The 23,267-nt window shown below is 49.7% G+C and carries 23 protein-coding genes; 11 read left to right on the forward strand and 12 right to left on the reverse strand.

What is annotated here, in order from left to right; translation table 11 throughout:
• Positions 1-10: 10 nt before the first annotated feature.
• The 6 genes from ACVB80_RS07880 to ACVB80_RS07905 all read left to right on the forward strand — a co-directional run bounded on the left by ACVB80_RS07880 (position 11) and on the right by ACVB80_RS07905 (position 6,959).
• Positions 11-520 (forward strand): hypothetical protein, encoded by a 510-nt coding sequence (locus tag ACVB80_RS07880; RefSeq protein WP_481080732.1) that lies wholly within the window; start codon positions 11-13, stop codon positions 518-520.
• Positions 454-1,038, forward strand: coding sequence for a SycD/LcrH family type III secretion system chaperone (locus ACVB80_RS07885; RefSeq protein WP_481080733.1), 585 nt, complete (start codon positions 454-456; stop codon positions 1,036-1,038). Before ACVB80_RS07880 ends, ACVB80_RS07885 begins: the two co-directional genes overlap by 67 nt.
• Positions 1,022-1,981 (forward strand): type III secretion system translocon subunit SseC family protein, encoded by a 960-nt coding sequence (gene sctE, locus ACVB80_RS07890; RefSeq protein WP_481080734.1) that lies wholly within the window; start codon positions 1,022-1,024, stop codon positions 1,979-1,981. Before ACVB80_RS07885 ends, sctE begins: the two co-directional genes overlap by 17 nt.
• Before the next feature lie 9 nt (positions 1,982-1,990).
• On the forward strand, positions 1,991-2,803 hold the full coding sequence (locus tag ACVB80_RS07895) for a hypothetical protein (protein WP_481080735.1): 813 nt from the start codon (positions 1,991-1,993) through the stop codon (positions 2,801-2,803).
• Between the two features lie 71 nt (positions 2,804-2,874).
• Positions 2,875-3,267, forward strand: coding sequence for a type III secretion system chaperone family protein (locus ACVB80_RS07900; protein WP_481080736.1), 393 nt, complete (start codon positions 2,875-2,877; stop codon positions 3,265-3,267).
• Positions 3,264-6,959, forward strand: coding sequence for a hypothetical protein (locus ACVB80_RS07905; protein WP_481080737.1), 3,696 nt, complete (start codon positions 3,264-3,266; stop codon positions 6,957-6,959). Before ACVB80_RS07900 ends, ACVB80_RS07905 begins: the two co-directional genes overlap by 4 nt.
• Before the next feature lie 212 nt (positions 6,960-7,171).
• Here ACVB80_RS07905 and sctU read toward each other — a convergent pair whose 3' ends face one another.
• From sctU to ACVB80_RS07945, 8 genes are all read right to left on the reverse strand, one after another.
• On the reverse strand, positions 7,172-8,206 hold the full coding sequence (gene sctU, locus ACVB80_RS07910) for a type III secretion system export apparatus subunit SctU (protein WP_481080738.1): 1,035 nt from the start codon (positions 8,204-8,206) through the stop codon (positions 7,172-7,174).
• 4 nt (positions 8,207-8,210) lie between these two features.
• Positions 8,211-8,993 (reverse strand): type III secretion system export apparatus subunit SctT, encoded by a 783-nt coding sequence (gene sctT / locus ACVB80_RS07915; protein WP_481080739.1) that lies wholly within the window; start codon positions 8,991-8,993, stop codon positions 8,211-8,213.
• Positions 8,994-9,260, reverse strand: a complete 267-nt coding sequence (gene sctS / locus ACVB80_RS07920; protein ID WP_481080740.1) for a type III secretion system export apparatus subunit SctS — start codon at positions 9,258-9,260, stop codon at positions 8,994-8,996. It lies immediately after the preceding gene.
• A 10-nt stretch (positions 9,261-9,270) separates the two neighbouring features.
• Positions 9,271-9,921 carry a type III secretion system export apparatus subunit SctR gene (gene sctR / locus ACVB80_RS07925; protein ID WP_481080741.1) on the reverse strand — a complete coding sequence of 217 codons (651 nt, stop codon included), beginning with the start codon at positions 9,919-9,921 and terminating at the stop codon, positions 9,271-9,273.
• The gene (locus ACVB80_RS07930) at positions 9,914-10,834 is read right to left on the reverse strand and encodes a hypothetical protein (RefSeq protein ID WP_481080742.1); all 921 of its coding nucleotides are present in this window, start codon (positions 10,832-10,834) and stop codon (positions 9,914-9,916) included. The genes sctR and ACVB80_RS07930 overlap by 8 nt, the downstream gene beginning before the upstream one ends.
• 55 nt (positions 10,835-10,889) lie before the next feature.
• On the reverse strand, positions 10,890-11,390 hold the full coding sequence (locus ACVB80_RS07935; protein WP_481080743.1) for a hypothetical protein: 501 nt from the start codon (positions 11,388-11,390) through the stop codon (positions 10,890-10,892).
• A 220-nt stretch (positions 11,391-11,610) separates the two neighbouring features.
• Positions 11,611-12,111, reverse strand: coding sequence for a type III secretion system stalk subunit SctO (gene sctO, locus ACVB80_RS07940; RefSeq protein WP_481080744.1), 501 nt, complete (start codon positions 12,109-12,111; stop codon positions 11,611-11,613).
• On the reverse strand, positions 12,108-13,484 hold the full coding sequence (locus tag ACVB80_RS07945; protein ID WP_481080745.1) for a FliI/YscN family ATPase: 1,377 nt from the start codon (positions 13,482-13,484) through the stop codon (positions 12,108-12,110). Before ACVB80_RS07945 ends, sctO begins: the two co-directional genes overlap by 4 nt.
• Positions 13,485-13,827: 343 nt before the next feature.
• On the opposite strand from ACVB80_RS07945, the gene ACVB80_RS07950 reads away from it, so the two are divergent.
• From ACVB80_RS07950 to sctV, 5 genes are read left to right on the forward strand one after another with little or no spacing between them, the layout of a single operon-like run.
• A complete protein-coding gene (locus tag ACVB80_RS07950; RefSeq protein WP_481080746.1) occupies positions 13,828-14,826 on the forward strand; it encodes a TyeA family type III secretion system gatekeeper subunit in 999 nt (332 codons plus the stop codon).
• Entirely contained in the window at positions 14,813-15,196 is a 384-nt protein-coding gene (locus tag ACVB80_RS07955) for a hypothetical protein (protein WP_481080747.1), read from the forward strand. Before ACVB80_RS07950 ends, ACVB80_RS07955 begins: the two co-directional genes overlap by 14 nt.
• Complete coding sequence (locus ACVB80_RS07960) at positions 15,189-15,563, forward strand: hypothetical protein (protein WP_481080748.1); 375 nt, start codon at positions 15,189-15,191, stop codon at positions 15,561-15,563. Before ACVB80_RS07955 ends, ACVB80_RS07960 begins: the two co-directional genes overlap by 8 nt.
• Complete coding sequence (locus tag ACVB80_RS07965; protein ID WP_481080749.1) at positions 15,560-15,871, forward strand: hypothetical protein; 312 nt, start codon at positions 15,560-15,562, stop codon at positions 15,869-15,871. The genes ACVB80_RS07960 and ACVB80_RS07965 overlap by 4 nt, the downstream gene beginning before the upstream one ends.
• 18 nt (positions 15,872-15,889) lie before the next feature.
• A complete protein-coding gene (gene sctV, locus ACVB80_RS07970) occupies positions 15,890-17,962 on the forward strand; it encodes a type III secretion system export apparatus subunit SctV (RefSeq protein WP_481080776.1) in 2,073 nt (690 codons plus the stop codon).
• A gap of 27 nt (positions 17,963-17,989) precedes the next feature.
• On the opposite strand, the gene ACVB80_RS07975 is transcribed toward sctV, so the two are convergent.
• From ACVB80_RS07975 to uxuA, 4 genes are all read right to left on the reverse strand, one after another.
• The gene (locus tag ACVB80_RS07975) at positions 17,990-18,478 is read right to left on the reverse strand and encodes a hypothetical protein (protein WP_481080750.1); all 489 of its coding nucleotides are present in this window, start codon (positions 18,476-18,478) and stop codon (positions 17,990-17,992) included.
• The gene (locus ACVB80_RS07980; RefSeq protein ID WP_481080751.1) at positions 18,465-19,313 is read right to left on the reverse strand and encodes a winged helix-turn-helix domain-containing protein; all 849 of its coding nucleotides are present in this window, start codon (positions 19,311-19,313) and stop codon (positions 18,465-18,467) included. The genes ACVB80_RS07975 and ACVB80_RS07980 overlap by 14 nt, the downstream gene beginning before the upstream one ends.
• A 597-nt stretch (positions 19,314-19,910) precedes the next feature.
• A complete protein-coding gene (locus tag ACVB80_RS07985; protein WP_481080752.1) occupies positions 19,911-21,824 on the reverse strand; it encodes an alkaline phosphatase D family protein in 1,914 nt (637 codons plus the stop codon).
• 173 nt (positions 21,825-21,997) lie between these two features.
• Positions 21,998-23,182 (reverse strand): mannonate dehydratase, encoded by a 1,185-nt coding sequence (gene uxuA, locus ACVB80_RS07990; RefSeq protein ID WP_481080753.1) that lies wholly within the window; start codon positions 23,180-23,182, stop codon positions 21,998-22,000.
• Positions 23,183-23,267: the final 85 nt, after the last annotated feature.

Raw genomic sequence — 23,267 nt, forward strand, 5'->3', positions numbered from 1 at the left:
AGAACAAGTAATGGACAGTGCAACATTTGTATCGCCGGTCACTTTCAATGAGATGAACAATATTCAGCAACTCCCGTTGGAAGGCCTGGTCGCGATCGTAATGAGTGAGCGTTCTGCGCTGCTGGAAAACAAGGTGCGCGACCACCTGGAAGCCGTAGAGTCAAACAATAATCAGCTTGAAGAGCTCAACGGAGTAATGGCGACGCTGCGTAACGATATGTCTCAGATGGGAACCGAAGCGGATGACGAGGGGACGATGTCACCGGAAGTCGAAGCGTACCTCCAGGCCAACTTCCCTGACTTTGAAGTGAGTGGTGATCATAAGTACACACGAGCGACGATGGAGCTTCAACTGGAGAACATGAAAGGTAAAGCCGACTCGTTATCCTCTGTCTCTCAGCTGGACATGGTTGAGCTTCAGTCTGTTATGGGGAAATACGAGCAGAGCATTGAATGGATGTCGAACCTGGTCAGCAAGATTCAGGGAACCAGCGGTTCGGTTATCCGGAATATGGCGTAATAAATAGGGTGTTTTCTATGCTAAATGCAGCGATCGACAGCGAGTTATCAGATGAAATCCTGAACTTTCTGAGTGGAGGTGGAACACTGGCAGAGATTTATGATCTCAGTCCGTCAATGATTGAAACGGTCTATCAGGTTGGTTACCGGTATTACAGCGCCGGAAGCTATTCAGATGCTGAGTCCATATTCCGTTTTCTGTGCACATTTGACCACTTTTCAGCCAGAAATTTTCTCGCGCTCGGGTCCTGCTTGCAGATGCAGTCACAGTTTCAGGCAGCGCTGGATGCATACAGTTTTGCCGGAGTACTGGATTGCAACGATCCAAGACCTCCTTACCATGCCGCTCAGTGCCATTTAAGACTGGGTGCCAGACAGGAGGCCGCAAGCGGATTTTACGCTGCCAGTCGGCTGAAAGGAAAACAGAGTAAACACGATAGATTATGTGCAGATGCGGCGGTGCGCTATAAGCAGCTCAGCTCTGTACTAAAGGTGAATGATGATGGAAATCATAAATAACCTGTCGTTTTCAGCACTTGATGACAGCTCAGGTATCTCATTTAACGAGGTGGAAAAGCTGATACGCAACGTGCCGGGGAAAAATCAGGCCGTTCAGGTCAGCCAGGCTCCCTCTACCGGGCCCAAGCCAGGCCAGGTTCCTGTTCTGGATCAGCCGGATATGGGACTGGTCGATTTGACTACTGCACTGTTAGAAGCGCAGAGCAAACTTGAGCAGGAACAACTGGGATTTACAAAAAACGACATTGAAGCAACAAGCATAAAAAATGAAGCGGCGCACAAAGAGCGTATCTCTTCACTTGAAGAATCAATAAAAGAAATGGAAAAGGCGCAAAAAGGCGGTCTTTTCGGCAAGATTTTTGGCTGGATCGCTACTATTGCCACCTGCATTGCGGCAGTAGCGACGGCTGTAGTGACAGGTGGCGCAGCAGCAGCGCCACTTATGGTGGCGGCAGGGTTGATGCTGGCACAACAGATTTCTTCAGAGTGTGGGACGTCGTTGACGGAATTTATAGCGAAAGCGCTGGAGCCGATAATGGGGGAGCAGGCGGCGCAGTGGGTAGCCGATATCGCCTTTGCGGTGGCTGTGATTGCCCTGACGCTGGGAGCCGGAGCCGGGGCTGCTGCAAACACAGCGTCCAAGGCTGTGAAAATAGCGACTCAGATTGGCCAGGCGGCGAGGGTGACAGGCGGAGTCTCGACTGTCGCCCAGGGGGCCAGCCAGGGAGTTGCGACAGAGGCAAATTATCAGGCCACCATGTATCAGGCAGATGCGAAAGAGATAGCCGCATTTATTGCCAAAATGCAGGCGATGATGAGTGAGAACACAGACCGGGTGCAGGAGCTCCTGCTGAGTATTCAAAATTGCACGTCAAAAGTGATGGCAATAATGAACAGCAGCCATAGCACAGGGCAGTCAATTTCTCAGAATATTCTGGCCTAAGGAGTAATTATGGATATTCAGACGATATCTGGAAACCCTGTTTCGGCCGGGTCAGGTCCGGATGGGCCACTCGATCTTGTGGTACGTCAGTCAGTTACGGAGAAACAGGCTGTAGCCGTGCATAATCAGGTTCCAGGCGAGGCTTTCGGGAAAATTCCGCCTCCTGAATTGGAGGGAAGCACTTCTCCTGTTTCCACCGCCTCAACCAGAGAAGCCGTGAATGACATCGGCCGGATGAGCGGTTCAGGAAATGTTGCGCTGGATTTGGCCGAAATCCTTAAAGAGCTGCACAAGTTTGGACTTACTCAGTATAAGTATGCCAAAGAGGCGCGGCACGCGGAGCGTGACTCTGTAATGGCAGCATGTGAAGGACAGGCTGACAAAATGCGTGAGCAGGCGAAAGACGAACGTATCTCTGGCTGGGTTTCTGCTGGTTTTTCAATGGCAAGCGGCATTGTACAAACCGGTATTGGAGCCTGGGGTTCTTATAAGGCCAGCACTGTGGGTACTAAATCCATCAACCCGAACAAGGTCTCGATGGAAACGCGTATTCAGAGTGCAAACCATCTGGCTGAAGGAGGAAGTCATGTGCTGGAAGCAACCGGGCAGCTTATTTCAGCCCAGTTCAACTACCTGGCCAAGAACAAGGAGGCAGATGCAAAACTGTTAGAAGGAGAACAGAAACTGCATGAGTCTGCTATGGATGACGAAAAAGCCAGGGTGGATTATTACAGGGACATGATGAATGACTGTAAAGAAAAGCTGGAAAAAATCCTCACTGGCTCGATCGAAACAAGTAAGAAAATAACAGCCAGAGCATAAATATCAGGAACAGCACCTGCAGGGATGTGGGTGCTTTTTTTGTCCGATCGTTAAAGTAATATGGTGAAATTATGAATAATATCAGTGCGTTGCTAAAAGAGTTATGCGCATACTTCAGGCTGCCTTTTAACGGGCAACAGGAAGTAATGTTCCAGGATGACAATGGTGGAGTGTGGAAGATTGAAGTTGAAAGTGAATTTAATCTTATCGCGATATCTTCTGAACTGGAGGAACTGGAACATACTACCGAACTTCCATTGAAGCTGCTTGCCCTTAATAACCGTAAAGACCTTACCTGGGGGGCAATGTTTTCTTATAACGCAGAGCCGGGGATATATAACCTCAGCTATTGTATTCCTGCTGCTTTATGTGACTTTGTTTTAATAAAAAACGTTACAGAAAACCTGATAGTACTAAGGTCTTCCGTTATCAGCGAAATTAAGCAGGAGAAGGTGGAATTATGAGCCCGGTAATTCACAGAAGTACCAGCACGGTTTCATCTGTTAGTGCTGCAGAGCAACACAGGCAGCCTTCCCAGAGCCAAACCCTGAAACGCTCCCAGAGCCTGCTGTCACCAGCTAAAGAAGGTGCCCGTGTTGAGCCTGTAACCAGTTCAGTACAGGATGTTCGCTTTTCTCCTTACAGCACGAAATCAATCAATACTGACAACTTTGTGGATCTGAGGGCGCTGTCGTTAAAAACTAACCTGTCTTTGATGGCTGAAGTTACCGGAGACGGAGACTTAAGGCTCATAACCGGTAAGAGCAAGGGTTTATTAAGAGAGGCGGCTCACCAGGCGAAGCGAGCACTTGGTAAAGATGGGGCGAACAGTCACCGTTTATCTGGTGTGGTATCAGTACCGGATCTCTATCAGGGCCATGGCAAGAAACTGAACCTGGAAAAGTTGTGGGTTTCTGAGGGAAGAACACTACTCGCCAGGCAAAAAGACAGCAATGATGTTTATGAAATCTCCCTGAGGCCAGAAAAAACCAAGGTAGTGCTGAAAGGAGAGGGTGAGGGCAGTGACAGCGAGTCGTTTAAAATTAATGTCGTAGCGAAAAAGCATACTCAGAGCCAGCCAGATGCCGTTTCAGCGGACACTAAAGCGCAGACTGTTAAAAAAGGCGAAGACACAGTCCGGGTATCTCTGCCGAGGCAAGGCTTAAAGGCAGTAACGTTTACGGATATCAAGCCCTGTGGCGATGACTACCAGCTGTCGGTCGTCGACAGTAATGGAAAGAAAGGAGTGCTTTATACGGCGCCGGAAGGACGCGGGAAAGAGTTAAAACAGCAATTTGCTCACTTTACTGATCAGGTCCCCGTTCATCCGCTTAAGAAAGGTCAGACTCCATGGACATCGATGGATCCATTTGAAAGAAAACACACCATAGGAAACAACTATTCTCTGATTTCTGCGCTTCAGAACAATGTCGCGCACAGGGTGGAATCGGCACGGAAGAAATGGCATCAGGGAAGGCATCTTGCGGCGGTAGGCTCTGCCGTGAAAGTGCTGGACCCTGGCTTGTGTGCTGCCACCAGGGTGATCAGAAAAATGGTCAGTTCCAATTGCGTCTCTTCGAAATGCCGGGGTGAACTGTCTCAGTTACGCGCGGATGACAAGACGCTTCAAAAAGAAGCCAGGATGATTGCAACCCTGTCCAGAAATGTCTACCGGGGTAGCGACGACAGGCAGACCAACGCAGTGTCCCAGGCATTTCCGGGTGTGCTTACCGATTACGGGAAGAAAAATACTACCGGGCCGGGTGAGGTCGCGCAGTTGACTGAAACAGAGATTGGCGCACTGGAAAAGAGCATTGAAAAATGCAGTAAGTTTGCTGACTTTATAAAGGGAGCGAGTTTTAGTAAAAGTGACAAGAAGTCCGGTCAATCGGGTGACTCTGAAGGCGGGCTGGATATTTCCGCTCTGAACGATCTGGTAAAAGAGTGTCGTCATCAGGTCAGGTTTATTCCAGAGCCGCGCAGCGAGAGTGTGGACGCTCTGGTCAGAGCGATGGATACCCTTTGCAGCAAAGTGGAGGACCTGAACAACAACAGTCTGGTTGACAGTAAAAAACTGCATTTACTAATCGATTATATTTCTGAGCAGGCAATTAATGTCGGCCTGTATGGAATCTCTCGTTGTGCCCGTGACCAGTCCCGGCCAGATTTTCGGACCGAGGTTTTTGATACTCATGCAAAGAATGCTGCGGTTTCATTGCATGAGCGCCTTGAAAAACAAGCCAGCTCTCCGTTACACCGGGCAATTGCCAGTGGGGCTCCCAGTGAGGCCGCTTACAACTCCTATTTAAAAGTGACGGAGGAGCTAAACCATGATACTGACGATCTGGGAAAAATCCTGGAGCTGGATGAAAGTGCTACCCGGGAAAGTGTGGAGTCGCGAAGAGCGAACATCTGCAGGCAAGTGGCTCAGGACGTAATCAGCCTGCCAAAAGACAGCAGTATTTCGCTTAAAGGTGATGATAGCGCGGGGCTTGATTTTGGTATTTTGAAAACAGGTACTCCTTTTACTGAAGGTTTCTCTGCCGGGGTTAAAGTTCAGCACAGCCAGAAGCACTCGGTTAAGTTCACCGCTAAGGATGGAGATAAAACGGAGATCACTCTTAAACGTCAGTCAGAGTCGTCAGTGGAGGGCTCGCTCGGTACAGGTAAAGGGCTTGAGCAAAAACTGATAGCCAATAATGTCGGTCTGGTGCCGGCAGAGGCCAAAATTGTGGCGGGGTACGCCCTGCTGACAGGCAGTGAGTTTAAGTTTCAGCTGGAAAATGGAGAGCAGGGCGAAAATATTAGTTCGTTTATTGAAACGCTTTCTGCTCCGGTATCAGAAAAAGCGATTGATGAGTACCTGGAATCTGAGAGTAAGTATTCTGAATCCCGTGAAACCGTGAAGCGTATTGCCCTGGAACTCAAAGCATTACAGATGCGTATGAAGACCGGGCCGGGCAATGCATACCGGAACGACATTGGTCCTTCCGCTCAGGGGGAACTTGCTTTTAAGACTAAGTCAGAGCTGAAAGTTGGTAAGGACGGCTATATAAGAGAAGAAAGTAGTGTGGCTGCAAGCGGGAAGGTTGGTGTATCGCACAGCCATGACATAACCAATAAACTGACTATAGCTTCGTATGGTGATGAGGCAGAGGGCTCAGTCAGTAAGCTTGCTGTAGCTCAGCCATTCGGGAAAAAGAGTCAGGATATTTCACACTCTGCAGAGAAGGTTCTTACCCACAATACTCTTCAGTCCGACCAGAATGCCTCGTTGCTTAAGAAGCTGAAAGAGGAGATAGAGGCGGATAAAAAAGAAGACAAAAACACGGATGATAAGGACAGCAACCTCAGGTTATGTGAACAGCTGCAAGCAAAACGGGAGGCAATAACCAGTCAGTATCCTCAGAGCCGTCAGAGGAATGTGCTGACAGAAGGGATTGACACTTTGATTAGCGGTCTCGCAGCGGGAGGTGCAACAATCGAAGTAGAGAAGGACGCCAATAATCTGACCAGCCGCCTGAATGGATTCCGGGTTAACTATGGCGACCCTAACCGGTTTGAATCGCAGAAGCCATCGGTTCGTAAGGAGTTTAAGAACTGGCTGAAGGGCAGTTCAACTTTAGGACATACCCTGGACTTAAAAACCAACGCTAAAAATGATGATTATCTGAAAAGTCTGCTCTCTTCGGTACAGAGTCAGACTCAGCTTGAAAGCTATGGAAAATCGTCATCCGTGATCGGAAAACTCAGCTATGAACTTGATCAAAGTGATCTGCGTGCAAAAGCAGAACAGCTTTTAACGAGTTTAGGTAATGATACTTCTGTCTCCAGAGAGACTCTCACTAAGGCTTCGAAAGAGGCCTTAAAGCTGGGAGAGGACATAAGCAGCCTTCGCAAAGGTTTATACCACCTGAAGTCCGTTAAGTTCAGCCACCGTGCTATGAACAAGCGCCAGGTTGAAACATTTCTGCCATGGCTGAAGTGCAAAGACTCTGTCGGGATAGAGACCGAAGTCCCGCTGGGGAAACTGGAACTTGAGTACTCAGAGGAGAGCGGCAGGATTGCAGCGACTCCGAAGACAGTCACTGCTGATATGAGCTCCGGCAGCTTCTCAACTCCGGTTAACTACAGACATCGGGCTGCTCAGAGTTAGTACGCTGATTCATCCTGAATCTGACAGCCGCCTGATTCTCAGGTGTCTGTCAGACCCTCTCCCTTCCCCGGCTGGTTTTCTGTTAGTTTATTCACTTTGTCTGTCAACTCATGTCACTGCTGATGTTTGGCCCTGCCACAGTTTTCTCTGACGAACATGATGGGGGGGGGATATACCTTGAATTGTGTGGGCTTGTATCCGGCGGGGCAAAGTTAGCTAAGGCTGTTCAGCCATTTTAATGCCTGGGCGACAGCCTCAAAATGTTCTCTTGGTATTGGCTCTGCAGTTTTGGCTGAACCGAAAAGGCCACGGGCCAGAGGGACATTTTCCAGAACGGGTACTCCCTGTTTTTCTGCCAGCTTCTTTAAGGTCCGGGCTTGCTCCCCTGAGTATTTCAGGGAAATGACCGGGACAGGGGCATGCAGCCTGTCATAATAGAGTCCTACAACCAGATGGGTCGGGTTGGCGACGACCATGGTTGTGTTTTCAAGCTGCTTCGGCATTCCTCCTGCCTGAAGTTCCTTGTGAAAGTCGCGGCGCTTTTGTTTAATTTCCGGACTGCCGTCATTATCTTTATGCTCCCTTTTTACTTCATCCTTGCTCATTTTCAGTTCTTTTTCATGGTTATGTTTTTGAAACAGAAAATCCAGAATGGCGATAATGGCAAGCGGTGTTGTCAGATACAGTGTCAGCAGAATAAACAGGTCTGAGGCGACCGGGAGTATTGCATTAACGTTTGCATAGGGCAGCCGTGCCAGGGGTGGGATATCAAAGTAGATAACGCAGGAAACCGTAATTCCGAAAATCAGCACTTTTAGTACAGACATCATGAAAGCGATGAGATTCTTTTTAGAGAAGATCTTTTTTGCTCCGGATAAGGGGTCGATCTTCTTTATATCCGGCTTTACAGACTCCGGGGCGAAAAGGGGGCCAGTTTGAAGCAGGTGAGAGAACACACCAATACAGGCAACCAGCAATAAGAACGGCAGTACAATCTGGCCGATCAGAAGGAGCGACTGTGTTATGGCTGCTTCGGCAGACTGAGGAAAGCCGGCTGTCTGCAACTGGGCAGCGATGTCGAACAGAGCGGTCAGTTTTTCGCCTGCCCGCTTACTATCGAGAAGCAGCCAGAACAGGGCGGTAAGCATCAGCGCCAGAGATGGTATCTCTTTGCTTTTAGCTACTTGCCCTTTTTTGCGGGCGTCCCGGATTTTTTTTGGGGTGGGTTTTTCGGTTTTCTCACTCATGTCCTTACCCTATAAGCAATTTCAGCTGCTCGCCAAACCGGATAAAAGGCTCCATTTCTTCTGCGAAGACGTGAAAAAGAAGTGTCAGGTAAATCAGCAATATGAATAGTGCAATTCCACTTTTGATCGGCATAGATAATATGAAGACGTTCATCTGAGGAACAAAACGGTTCATCAAACCCAGCCCGAACTCCGCCAGGAACATGGTGATAACGGCAGGAGCAGCCAGACGCCACGCAATTTCGAGTAAGTGGCGGAATATCTGAAACAGCTGATACGGCGCATCCGGAGAAATCTGAGGGAACATTTCGGTGACCGGCCAGAGCAGATAAGACTGATACACTCCGTGCAGCCAGATGGTAATGTAACCGAGAACAAAGAACAGGGTGCCTGCAGCCTGATTAAGCAGGATGCCAAGAGGAGAGGTCTGCTCACTGGAAAGGGGGTTGAGGGTAGTTGCCATTGAGGCTCCCCGGTGGTTGTCAATAATGAAGCCCGCGCTTTCGATAGCCTGAAATGGAATGGCAGTAACAAAGCCGATTAATAACCCGATAAATGCTTCTTTAAGGATAATTGGCAGCAGCCAGGCGCCCGGTACCATATCGGGGTACTGGTGCATAATACCCGGCAGGAGCGGCAGGGCAAACGCAGCCGCAATGGTGTTTCTGATCATTGCTCCTCCCAACAGCTGAGAAGAGAACCCCGGCACGAGCAGCATGGCCACGACCAGCCTTGGAAGGCATAAGCTGAAGCAGATCAGCAGTGGGTTAAGGAAGTCAGCGTTCATTCAGAGCGTGCCTGACAGGGAGTCGAACATCAGCAACCCAAAGCTATAGAGCTGGCTCCCAAACCAGTGCCCGGTTGCAAACAGCACCCCGATAACCGAGATCAGCTTGATCACAAAAGACAGGGTCTGTTCCTGTATCTGAGTGAGCGCCTGAACCAGGGCAATCAGCGTTCCTACCAGTGCAGCGGTAACTATGGTTGGCAGCGACAGCAACAGAACCAGCTGCAGGGCCTGGGCTGTGACTGCAATAAGCTGTGTGTCTCTCACCTTTCTCCTCCTACTGATAGCTAAGGACAATGCCATGAGTGAGCCGCGTCCAGCCATCTAACAGAACAAAGAGCAACAGCTTAAATGGCAGTGAAATGGTCATCGGTGAGACCATCATCATGCCCATGGCCAGCAATATGTTGGACACAATAAGATCAATGGCGATAAACGGAAGGTAGAGCAGAAAACCGGCTTCAAAAGCAGAGGTGAGCTCGCCCACGGTATAGGCTGGTATCAGAACCAGAAAACTGTCGGCATCAATGAGGTTCGCCTGATCGGCAGGCCAGAGTGTTTTAGCGGCATCTGCAAAAAAAGATACTTCGGATGGGGTGACCTTGTTGAGCAGAAAGGCGCGGTATGGCTCCATGATGAGGCCAAGCCCGTCGAGTGCCTGCCCGGTGTCTTCCCAGTTAACGCTAATTTCCTGTGCTATCTGAAAGCACTGATATGCCGTCGGTGCCATGATAAATATACTTAAGATCAGCGCCAGGCCATGGAGCGCCATATTTGGCGGTATTTGCTGAACACCAAGGGCATTTCTTATCAACGCAAATATTACGGCAAGTTTTACAAATGATGTCGCCATAATGGCTACAAAGGGGACCAGACCAATTAATGAGAGGCCAGCGATCAGGGTAAAGGCGTCAGTATCATTAAACATGTGATTCTCCTTCCCCGGCAATGGGTTGCCAGTGATGTACTTCTACGGCGTACCTGCCCATCAGCTCAACAATTTCACCTTCACCCTGGTAGCGGTATCTCTCTGTATCTGTCATAAGGTAGATGTTGACTGACTCACTCTGAAGCTGCTCCGTCAGTGAACCCTGCTCCGCGCCTGACCTGATTATCTTCAGGCACCGGCTTTCGGTATCGCGGATGTTCAATACTTCATAGGCCAGCCAGGTTCCGGTCTGCGGCTCCGCTGGCATAGTAAACTCTTCATCCGGTTGGCAGTTTCCTTCACTATTGATGGTTAGCGCTGTAAATGACTTAAAATCAATAACGCTTTTGGAGGGCAGTTGTAGTGCACAGGCCAGTTTTTCCGGGTAGAACAGATGACCGGAGCGTATAATGCAGCCGGTATGGATTTGCTGTAAGACTTCTCTGGAAACTGGTTGAACGCCTGCCAGAAATCTCAGGGTAGCTGGTGGCCTGGGATAGTCTGTACCTGTTATTTTTGGCCATTTAGCGAGCAGAGCGGTGAGAATGGGCTGGCTTTGTGGATCAGACTCGCTGAAAAACCAGCGGTAAGCCGGGCTTCCGGCCTGTTCTCCTGCTGGTTCACATTCAAGGACACCGGTTAATGATAGTGGCGAATGCAGTGTCACTCCTGTTACGACTGGTTTTTCAATACCAAGAGACTCCCACCACTTGTCACACAAAGATTGAACCAGGAACAACCGCATAGCTTCATTCAGACTGTTAAATGTTTCTGAGGTTACCGGTGGCTCAGTCTGGCTGAGCAGTAGGCCGGAACAGCAGTGAAGTCGCTGTTGCTTGCCCCCGGAGATGAGCGTGATGGTTAGGTCCGAAGGAAGCAGATTCTGCTCTGCCCTGGTTTCCAGAGTCCACATGGCAGTGTCCGTATGGTAGTTACGGCAGAGCTTCCTGAGACCGGAGTCGGGAGTGTTATAAGTCATATTCAGAGCACGTATCGGTTGGCTGAGAGTTGATGCCAGGGTGGACACCCTGCACTGAGGATGCCGGATAAATATCAATACTGGTATCCGGGAGTACGAGCTCAAGCTCCTGACGATGTCGCTTCAGTTTCTCCATAAAAACAGCGTCACTACAGGCGATAGTAAGGGTCAGGAGTCCGTTGGCCAGCGTCGAATTGATTTCGAGCGGGACACCTTTAACGCAGCCCTTGATTTGAAACTGGTTGGTGTGTTGGCTCCAGTGATGCTGTGCCCAGGATTGAACCGTATCAATATGGCGGGCGCTGGGTGGGGCAGCAGAGGCTATTTCATGAGTTTTAGAACAAGTGCTGTCAAGCAGGGCTGTAAAAATGATAGCGGAAGAACCTGCCGGCGTAGCTTTATCATCTGCCGGTTTTGGTTTCTTTTTTGAATGGCTGTCTGGATGAGACTGTGCTCCGGGAGTCGCGCTTTCACGTGAAATGCTGTGCACCTGCAATTCCTCTGTACTGGCAGATTTATGTATTAGGTTATCAGTAGCATAGTTCCGGGCCTAAAAGGGTGAATCATCAGCTATTGAGATTTTTTTTATATCCAGAGGAAGCTAACTGATTGAAATAAATGGCTTCCTGGTTGTGGCTGAACACCGGTGACGTTGTCAGAAGGTGCTGCCTGATCTGATACAGTGGCGGTGATTGTCAGATCCTTGCAGTTCACACTAACCTGTCAAAAGTCGTCTGGTTCAGGAGGAGAGGTGCGGGGGAAGGGAGCTCGTCAAGCTCCTTTTCTTCCTGTCTTACCTGTATACGTTTGTCTGTCTCATTCTCATGCGCAGCGACTTCCTGCCATTTTTCCAGGTTACGCTGGGTATGGCGCCATGTCTGAACCGTTGCTGTGAGGGCTTGTTCCAGATCTTCTAACTGGCTGGCAGACTGCTGAACGGCAAGGAAGGCCTGCTCCTTCCTGAGGCAGGTGTTCGCGATCTGTTTTCGCCACAAATCCAGAGCTGCTTTATCCAACTGAGCTGGCGTACCGGATCCCTGGAAAGGCTGCCTGCTGATTTGTTCAAGAGACAGAGCGAGCTGTTCCAAAACCGCCTGTTTTTCATCCAGCTCACGCCTTCCATTCCGGCAGGCTTCTCTGGCACTTAGCATTTCCCGTTCGGCTTTTTTTAACCGGTGTTTTTTGACTTCAATAACATCATCCAGCGTCATGGCCGGTCACCCAGAGAGAGGAGCTGTTCAATACTGCTGGCATAGTTACAGCTGTCAGATAACGGCTGTTTAAGCAGCGAAGCAATGTCAGCCTGTTTCGTGATGGCGGTGTCCAGTTCCGGGTCACTGTCTGGTTGGTATTCTCCCATGCGAATCAGGAGTTCATTCTTTTTGTACAGTGCCATCCAGTTCCGGACATTGTTGGCTGCACACTGGTGGGAGTGAGGTGTTATCTGTCCCATAACCCGGCTGGTGCTCTGCAGAATATCGATGGCCGGGTAGTGCGCCGCGGCTGCCAGTTCCCGGGAAAGAATGATGTGGCCGTCGAGTATCGAGCGGGTTTCATCGGCAACTGGCTCTGTCATATCATCACCCTCGACAAGTACGGTGTACAGCGCGCTTACCGACCCTTTTTCTGTTGCGCCAGGCCTCTCAAGTAACAAAGGGAGCTGCTCAAAAACGGAAGGAGGGAATCCCCGGCGTGTAGGTGGTTCCCCTGCAGCAAGGCCCATCTCTCTGAGTGCGCGGGCGTACCTTGTCAGTGAGTCAACCATGAGCAGAACACTGAGACCCTGTTCTCTGAAATGTTCCGCTACGGTAGTTGCAACCATAGCGGCCCGGGCTCGTTCCATTGAAGGCCGGTCAGAAGTGGCGATGACCAGTACTGATTTCTTTCTTGTCCGCTCATCCATATGGTGTTCGAGAAATTCGCGGACTTCCCGGCCCCGCTCTCCAACCAGAGCCAGAACGATGACGTCTGCTTCTGTATTCGCAATGATCATCGACAGCAGGGTACTTTTCCCGCCCCCTGCGGCGGCGAATATGCCCATTCGCTGGCCTTCTCCCATCGTCAGCATGGTGTCGATAGCCCGCACTCCAAGGCTGAGAGGTTTGGATATTACCGGTCTGCTCATTGGGTCTGGGGCAAGCTGAAAAACATTCCTCAGCGTAACATTCTCCTTTTCTCGCGGATTCTCCAGAGCGGTTTGGCCGAGTGGGGCTCCAAGGCCATCGAGGATGCTTCCCAGAAGAAAGTCGCCCACTTCAATTTGGTGTTGACGGCCGGAGTTGATGATACGGGTTTGAGCGGAGAGTCCCCGTGCTTCGCCGAGCGGCACTAAGAGCGTATATGGGGTTTGAATTGCGATAACTTCGGCGTACAGGTCCGGCTTTGCCGGCGTTTTTAACTGGCACAGGTCACCGATAGCGGCTCCCGGCAGGACCGCTTTAACCATGTTGCCCGTGATACCGGTTACCTTTCCTCCGGTTTGAAACTGAAGAGGCTGGTTACACAGTGTTGAAATCCGGTTAAGGGTGCGATCGAGGTTTGCAAGGTCAAGTGATGCAAATGGTGGGGGAAGAAGGTGGTCCATCGTTTTATGCAACCAGGTCACTAAGTGTTGTTCTGATTCTGCCAGTATCTGAGCTCTGATGTCTCAATAAAGGCCAAATAAAACAATGAAGTTTTCCTGGTTCCAGAAAGGTGGGAGAGAACAGATTTGATTCAGAAAAGTTTGAGTTTTTTTTTGTTTTTATTTCTGCCGTTCATTTTAGGCTAGCAGGGTTGCCTGTACTCCGGCTTTGGAGCTGCAACTATCACTTTCTTCAAACTACTGATGGAATGGGAGCACATCCAAAGTGTCAGAATCGTTTGCCATAAACAGCAGCCCTTTTAGCTCAGAGGTCCGTGACCGTTCAGGCAGTAGCGCGGTACAGGTGAACTTTTCACCAAAAAGTGAGCTTGCAAACGCGCTGGAGGAGTTAGGCAGCGCTGTATCCGAAAGACGGACAAGAAGCCTGGACGAAGCCAGAGGAAAGGATAAGGCTGACAAAGACCGCATACACTGGATAGAGCAGGTACAACAATATCTTGAAAAGGTCCCGGATTTAGAAAAGCAGCAAAAACTGCTGAGCTTTGTATCTGCCAACCTGGGTAAACCCGCTACTGGTGAGCAGTTTATTCAGAGCCTTAGCCAGTTTAGCCAGGACCCCGCTGCTCAGTACCTTGCCGGAAAGGTGCTGATTGAATCCAGCGAGCCATCAGACCAACGTTGCTTTAGTGAAGCGCTGGAGGCTTTTGCCGCCGGACATCAAACGGCAATATCGGTGATGCTAAATACCAGCCGTACCTATGCTGCAAATCTTCCCGGGAAAGAAATTGCCCGGGCCCGCGATGAGTACCGGAATATCACTGCTTGCAAGAGCTGCAGCCAGCTGTGGCGGCAACTTGCTCAGGTGGCCAGGCAGTATGGCTCGGTGGATTCTGCTATCACCCTGCATCAGCAGGCTCTTTCGGCAGACTACCATTCACTCACCCCGAGCCATGATCATGCGATTCTTGGACAGGTAATGAGAAACCTGGGGCAGCTAAAGCAGCTTAATACCCTTAGTCAGTTAGCTGAAAGTGTCGTCAGTCTGTTAAAAAGCCAGTTTCTGATCGCTGTCGATCAGGCGGCTCTGGTTGAGAGAGTCCTGACATTCCCCGAAAGCCAGATTGTTTCCAGGAGTATGCTTACTACGGCTTTGAAGCGTTTAGGTGTTAACTCACTGGATGCCAAAGTAGTGACTACACAAGAGCTCAGGAAGATGGCAGTTGCACTGCCTGACTCCCTGTATCCTTCAGAGAACCACCGTAACCGGGTTTTATCCAGCTTGCAGGAGCGGATAGATGAAGCAGTTTCAATGGAAGAGGCCCAGGCAGATGATAAACGCTAGGCAGGAAGTGGTGGCAGAGTTTGTCCGTTTAGTAGGGGGGAGATTTACGCCGGGCTCTGAGCAGGTAGTGGCCTGTGAGTCGGGCTGTCTGAGCATCAGTCTGATGCATCAACCCCTGCAGCAGTTTGAAATATGCTGGTGTGCCCGCTGGATATCGGTTTCGGTGTTGCTGTGTGATGAGCACACAGAGTCAGGCCGTCTGTTCAGCTTACTGGGTGAGCATCCGCTTCCGTTGCAATGTGCTCTGGACAGGCGCGGGCAACTGCATCTGGTGTCCAAACTGCCGGCAGAACAGGCCAGAGCCGAAGATTTATACCTCAGGTATGAGTTTCTGAGACAAAAAGCCAGTGAGGTGAAATGGAATGGTTGAGTCAGTAAGCACAGTAGTTGCCCGTTCTTCCATAAAGCCTTCATCAGGCCCGGTTACGCAAACACAGCGACAGGAGCCTTTGACTGACGGGCTGTCCGTCTGTGAACGCAATCGGCCCGGGCTGGTGGGTCAGTCTGAACACCGGCCATGGCTGCTCTCTGTAAAGCAGCAGGGTTTACTGGACTGGACCCGTGACCGCTGGAAGTTGCAACCCAGATATGTTGCGGAGGCTGAACTGCGGGCTCTGGGGCTTTCCCTGCATGAGTGTGACGAAGACAATAACGCGTCTCTGTACTCACTGGTGGAAGTGCTTTGGTCTTTAAGCCGTGAGGCCCGGGTAGTCCGTAGCCTGGTGAGCAGTGCATGACAACACTTAAGATTTCTGCCGGGCCGGATGAGGTCGCCAGACAATTGCTTTTTGTGCAGTTAGATCAGAAACAATGGAAGCAGTGTTTGCTGGTTTCAGAATGGCTGACATTACGCGGGGATGAAGTCGCGGCGGTGATCAGAGTTGAGTCTCTCTGCAGGCTTGAGCGGTGGGATGAAGCACTGGAGGCGCTGTGCCATTTGCCGGTTGGGATCAGAAGGGAAAAAGAAGTTCGGCGAATTGAGGCGAACCTTCTCTATGCCCTGGGTTACCACCAGTACGCCAGACAAGTGTACCGGTTAAGTTAATACAGCAGATTATAAGGACTGAAATTGAAAGGTTGGCTTCAAAAACTCTCTGGTCGTAATGACCTTGTGCTGGCAATGTTGCTTATCGCTGTTGTCTTTATGATGATTCTGCCTATGCCGACAGAGCTGGTGGATGGCCTGATAGCGATCAACCTGATGGTTGCGGTCATTCTGCTGATGATGGCTATCTATATCCACTCTCCGCTGGAATTTACCGCTTTTCCATCCCTGCTTCTTCTGACTACATTGTTCCGGCTTTCGCTGTCGATCACCACGACGCGCCTGATCCTTCTTCAGGCTGATGCGGGGAAAATCGTATATACATTCGGTGAGTTTGTGGTTGGCGGTAACCTGGTCGTCGGGGCAGTGATTTTCCTGATCATTACCATAGTGCAGTTCCTGGTTATTACCAAAGGGGCAGAAAGGGTCGCCGAAGTTTCTGCCCGGTTTAGTCTGGATGCGATGCCGGGAAAACAGATGAGTATCGATGGCGATATGCGGGCCGGAACAATTGATATGGAAGAAGCGCAGGCCCGTCGCAGCAAAATCGAAAAGGAGTCTCAGCTCTACGGCGCAATGGATGGAGCGATGAAGTTTGTAAAAGGAGATGCGATTGCCGGGCTGATCATCATAGTAGTGAACCTGTTGGGAGGGATAACCATAGGTATGGTGCAGCGGGGAATGAGCGCAGGAGAAGCGCTGTCTGTCTATTCCCTGCTCACCATAGGTGACGGGCTTATTTCTCAGATTCCGGCTCTTTTTATTGCGATAACGTCCGGAATGATAGTCACACGGGTTTCCACTGATAAAAGTGAGGATCTCGGTAAGGACATTGGCGTTCAGGTCCGGCAGAAACCATACGCTCTGCTTATCGCCGGAGTTATTCTGTTGCTGTTCTCTATGTTACCCGGCTTTCCAACCATAATCTTCCTTGTACTCTCTGGGTTACTGCTGGCTGGGTCGAGGTGGCTTATCAGAAGCGCCAGGCAAGAGGGTGATAATGATATGAGTATGGTTCAGGAGGGGCATGGGCCCGGTCAACCCGTTCAGAAAGGTTTCAGCTTAACTCAGCCCTTGTCCCTGTCCGTTTCCGCTTCGCAGGATATGTCTCTCAGCGTGGAAACCCTGGTTCCGGTACTAACAGAGTTGCGTCAGGGACTGATTACTGAGCTTGGCGTTCCGTATCCCACAATTCATCTGTACTGTCAGCCTGAAACAGAAACTGATGGCCAGTTATCTCTCGTTCCCTATCAGTTATTTGTGCATGAAGTGCCTGTCCTGTCCGGGAGTCTGCTGAAAAATGCGTTGCTTGTCAGGTGCGATGAACAGCAGCTCCAAATCCTGGACCTGGAATATGAAGTGTCCGATTTCAAGTCTGGAAGTTTGTTTTGGGTGAAAGGGACTGATACAGGAGAAATGGAAGGGGTAGGTATTGAAGTTATTGAGCCATTGAATGCACTGAGTTATGAGCTTTATACACTGCTCGCCAGACAGGCAGGAGAGTTCTTGGGTGTGCAGGAAACCAAACAGCTGCTGGAACATGTGGAAACTGAGTATGAAGAACTGGTGAGAGAAGTTCAGCGCCAGTTACCGGTTTATAAACTGACGGAAGTACTTCAGAGATTAGTGTCAGAGCAGGTACCGGTGAGGAACCTCAGGGTCATACTTGAGTCTGTTGTCGAGTGGAGTCAGAAAGAAAGCTCTACGGTTCAGTTGGCAGAGTACGTCCGCGTCGCCCTTAGCCGCTATATAAGCTTTAAGTACAGTAATGATCAAAACATGGTAATGGCGTTTATGTTATCCCAGGAGACAGAGGAGACGATTCGCGCCGCCATCCGTCAGACGTCATCAGGCAGTTATCTGGCGATGGAACCAGAGCAGTCAGAGCTCTTGATAAACCGGTTCTCAGAAGTAATCGGTGACATTAGTGAAAGGGCCAGTCAGCCGGTTCTCATTACCGCGATGGATATCCGGCGCTATGTTAAGAAGATGCTGGACAGCCGCTTTCCTGAGTTAGCGGTAATGTCTTTTCAGGAGTTGCATGACAGCGTCAACATTCAGCCTCTGAACCAGATAGGCATAGAGCAATAGCATGGGTATGCTATTGCTCCGGTAGTTTTAGTGCTTTGTAAGGGCCAGCAGCTGACCACCGTTTAGTGAGGAAGCGACAATCATATATGCATCGGTTTCTTTGATTACTTTTATATTATTTTTACGTGGAACCCGCTTCTCTGTGCTTAGTGAAGCCTGACTTTCAGTATGCTGGTATAAACTACTCAGTCCGCTAATACTTTTGAATCGGATATCCCGGCTTTCCACTTTGAGATGGTAAGTGTTATCATCTATTTTTATCAGCTCTCCGCTGTCATATATTTCGTAACTGCTGCTGTGGCCCTGGTTGTCGTACTCCTCAGAAATAATACTCCCGTCATAAGTGCTGCCATTGATAAATACTTCTACTGTGCCGGTAGCGTGATAGGAACCGTCCTCCCGGCTCAACGTATATTTCGATGACATGGCCGTATAGTCGTGGTTTTCAGTCTGGCTAATGGCAAAGACAAGACACATGTTAAGCAGTAAAACGATCGCAATTTTAGTCGACATCATTACTTAACTCCCTTGTGATATAAGATGGAATATCCGAAGAGGGGCTGGCATTTTCTGAGATACTTAGCCTGTTAATAATCTCTCCGTTGGTCTTGACTACTGAAAGTGAGATACTTGTTCCGGATATCATTACGGACAAAAACTGGATGTCATACCTTTCAACCAGGGCATCCAACCTGGACTGACTTACTATTTGTGGTGTGTCAGATAATATTTTAATCTTGTTGCCAGCGTATACTTCAGGTGGGAACTCTGAATGTTGCTTGATTTGTTGGCGATTGGTATATATGCGCAACGATAGCATTGCAGCCAGAATTACCATGGAGAATACCGAAAACCACAGGAAAGTAAGTTTTATCATGCACTTGTGGTTGTAGATGCTTTGAGGAAGAAGGGTAGTGCCTCCCATATTGTGAGTGACTTCTGTTTTTTTCATCGTTTTTTCAGGGGGGGAGTCAAAAACCCCTGTATTGCTGCAAATAACCTCTGCGTCAGAGTGGGGGATGTCCGGGTACTGCTGAACAATCTCAAGATCCAGGCTATAGCCTACCTTTGATATGGTCTTCAGCCATAACTGCTCCTTTCCATTATCTCCGATTATGCCTCGTACGTTACTGATAGCCTGTGTGATTGAGCTGTCTGCAACAATTTTTCCCGGCCAGGCTTTTTCCAGCAATTGCTCTTTGGTAACAATATCTCCCGCATTCCTACATAGCTCAAAAAGCGCGAGAAAATCATGAGTACCAATTCGTCTCTTCTTACCTGACTTAGTATCTTGTATAGAATATGTATGTTGATCCAGGATCAAATGTCTTACTTTATATGATGTAGACACAAGTAATACTCCTTTTTTAATTTTATTCACTTAATTTTAACTTGTGGTATTTTTTCTAGATCATTGATGCAACTTTTATTGTTTGGTTGTTTATCATGACTTCTTAATGCTGTTGCTGCACCGGGTAATAATATCAACATATGCTCTTAGTGAACCCGGATAAAGATCTAATAAAAATGTGAAACGGTCATTTTTTAGGATTTTAGGTAGAGGTTTATCGTCAGCTTTCAGATATTTAGAGTCGCCACTCTAAATAAAACTGTAAGCTGAGTTGGGTGATTATGGAATACCGGAGAATAAAGTCCGCTTTCCGGAAGGCTAGGTTTGATATGGTGTGTCTGTTATTTAGAATTTTATTATATTAGTTTGACAGGGCTGTTTTTCGATATTTAGATGCCTTTTTCCTTAAATTTCCAGGAAATTCACTAAAGAAATGTAATAAAAACGAAGCAGGTAATTGTCTGTTTGTTAAACGGGTTGAATGTGGTAGCTCCTGAATTTATGCCTGTTGAACGTAAATACATAATAAAACCAATATCATTTTGATCTTTCTTTTCGATAGTGTTTGGGCTGGCGACTCAGCCTTTCGTCAGGGGCTCAATTATTTTTGGATGGAAAGCTAATGGTTTCATTTTCAGAGGTTAAAAGGTTCACGTGCAGCGGTTTACCATGCTCATCTAACTTCAGTTCCCCAATCGCACTCTGATTGACCAGGCGGCAGAACTTCTGATTATCTGGGTCACGCTTTTTGATTTTCAGGCGTTTACGCTTGGTAAACCAGTTAAGCGGGGAACGCGGGCTGTAGAGCAGGGTGTCCATGGTGTCACAAAACGTCAGCAGCCTGGCCGGGAACTGGTTTTTGATTCCGCTGCAGGTTATCTGATAAATATTGGGGCTGCATTTGCGGTAGCGCAGCTTGATATCGTAGGCAAACGAGTAGTGGACATCGCCTGAGAGGATCACGAAGTTGGTTGGCGTTTTGGTATGGGTGAAGATACTGATAAGCGTATTGGCACTGCCCGGGTGAGCCATCCAGTTTTCCGCATCGATTAAAAGCGGCTGTCCGGCAATGGTCATCGCCCGCTGCAGCATCTCGATAAACTTCACCCCAAATATCGGTGCGGCGGAGACGATGATCACCTTGTCCTGATGTAACAGCTCCTGCTGAAACTCAATCAGCCCTTCCCAGTCCAGCAGGCCGGATGGTTTGTTCATACGTGACTCTGAGCGCCAGCGGCGGGTTCGGGTATCGAGTACCACCACTTTGGGAGAGGTATGAATTGTGTAGTGCCACTCTTCAAAGCGCTGCAGGTGACGGATCAAAAGATCCTGATTCTCGCTGGTGGGCTCGCTGAAGTAGGCATTGATACGGGCCATAAACTCAGGGCCGAACTTCTCCGGCGCATTTCCCCATCCCTGGCAAAGAAAGTAGGCGATAAGGCCGTTGCCGATCACCCGGCGGGAGAAAAGGTTATCAAACGCGGCTTTCTCCCAGCCGACGGTCAGGTTCCAGTCATCGGTGATATCGTGATCGTCAAAGATCATATAGGTTGGGATATGCGCCAGCAGCCGCTGAACCTGAGGCAGGCCTTCCACAAACTTATCGATATGGACTTTTTCATCCCGCCACTGCTGCTGCCATTTGGGTGACAGTGAAACACCGCCGGTTTCAAATCCCCGCTCTGCCAGCCTTTCCCGGTTGATAAGTTGCCACAAAGCCGGTGACCAGACTAAAAGATACATGGCAAAGTACTCAGCAAAACTGACCAGGTGGTTTTCAGCTTCACGGGAACTGAATATCGGCGTTCCACGATGGGGGAAGAACTTGCTCAGCAGGGATCCATCGTCCACATAGTGGGGCAGCAGCTTATCCCGGCCGTAGTAGCAGTCAGGGTGGTTATAGAGTGCCAGGGTATCTTTGACCGGAGCCTGTTCAAACTCTTCATCCGGCAGGCCGAGAAGCGAGATGGTCTGTTCAATTGCATCCAGCATCGGCCCGGCAACATGGTCGGCGTAGATTTGGTCGCCACTCATGATCAGCATGTCCGGACGCTCAGCGGCAGCCTGCTGCTTAAGTTTGTTGTCTGTTGCGACCAGGGTGTCATCGCTGAAGTGGTGTGGGTTACGGCACGAGCCATGCAGAACGTAATCCGCCTTATCGCTGATGATAAACTCAATCCCGTTCTGTTCTGAGTAGGTGAGGTGGGGCAGAAGATCGGTCAGCGGTCCCTGTTGGGTGTCAATCTGATAGCGAAGGGGCTGATTAAGCGGGAAGTTGCCTTTTAGGGAAAGCATCGCAACCCAGCACCGTTTTCCCGTCTGTAACTGCTGCTCAGAAGCAATGCTGCCGTCGAAAACCAGCTGCCCTGCAACAGAATCAGTGACGCTAACCCGCCCGGAGAGCGGCTCGCTGGAGACCAGCCACAGGTTGATTTCATCTTTGCTGACTTGACGCAGTATCGGACCTGCGAGAATGAGCGGCAGAGGCTTTGCGGTGAGGGCTTCGTTCAACGTTACTTCCTTGTTTTACGGCGACTGTTTCCAGCATATCGCGTGGCTTTGTTCTTTGCACGGCCGAAACCAGGGAAAGTGTGACGTTTTGTGAGCACAAAAAAGGCCCCGGACCGGGGCCAATACGCCTGATGCAAGAGAAGAGCTCAGGAAACTTATCTGTTCAGGATGAATCAATCCTTAAAGAAGGTACGCTTGAGTGCCATTTCAACGCCGCGTACTTCTGCCAGGCCTTTAAGACGGCCGATGGCTGAGTAGCCTGGGTTGGTGGTCTTTTTCAGGTCATCCAGCATCTGGTGGCCGTGATCCGGACGCATCGGGATGAGCTCGCCAACGCCTGAGTCTGCGCGGCGTTTCTCTTCTGCCAGCAGTGCCATGACCACTTCGTACATGTCCACATCACCGTCCAGGTGGGCGGCTTCGTGGAAGCTCATCTGGTTTTCTTCACGCTGGGTGGAGCGCAGGTGGGTGAAGTAAATGCGGTCACCGTATTCTTTGATCATGTTAACCAGGTCGTTGTCGCCACGTACGCCGTAAGAGCCGGTACACATGGTGATGCCGTTCATTTTGCTCGGCACTTCATTGGTCAGCCAGGCGATGTCATCAATGGTTGAGACGATGCGTGGCAGGCCAAGAATAGGGCGCGGTGGATCGTCCGGGTGAACGGCCATCTTCACATTGTTTTCATCACATACCGGCATCAGCTCTTTGAGGAAGTACGCCATGTGCTGGCGAAGCTGATCTTTGTTGATGCCGTTGTAGCGGTCCAGCTGAGCCTGGAACTCTTCCAGGGTGTAGCCTTCTTCTGCGCCAGGCAGACCAGCGATGATGTTAGAAGTCAGCTTGGCGATCTCCTCCCCACTCATCGCTTCAAAGTAATCACGTGCCTGGGTTTGCTCGGCTTCGCTGTAGTCGTTTTGCGCACCAGGGCGCTTGAGAATGTGAAGCTCAAATGCTGCAAACGCGATCTGGTCAAAGCGCAGCGCTTTGGAGCCGTCCGGCATTTCAAATTCAAGGTCGGTACGGGTCCAGTCCAGAACCGGCATGAAGTTGTAGCAAACGGTATGAATGCCGCATTCCGCGAGATTTTTCAGGGTCTGCTTGTAGTTGTCGATCCAGGTCTGGTAGTTACCGGTCTGAGTCTTGATCTCCTCATGCACCGGCACGCTTTCAACTACCGACCAGGTCAGGCCCTTGCTTTCAATAAGCGTTTTGCGCTTCATGATCTCTTCAACGGTCCAGATTTCACCGTTCGGGATATGGTGGAGTGCATTCACTACACCGGTTGCGCCAGCCTGACGCACATCATCCAGAGATACCGGGTCATTTGGCCCGTACCAACGCCATGTTTGTTCCATAACAGTCACCTTTTAGACGTGCTTAACCCGCCGGAATTGACCGGATTAAGCGAACAACGATACACATATTCGATAGCCACAAGGG

The sequence above is a fragment of the Vibrio sp. 9-16B-A1 genome (genome assembly GCF_056726165.1).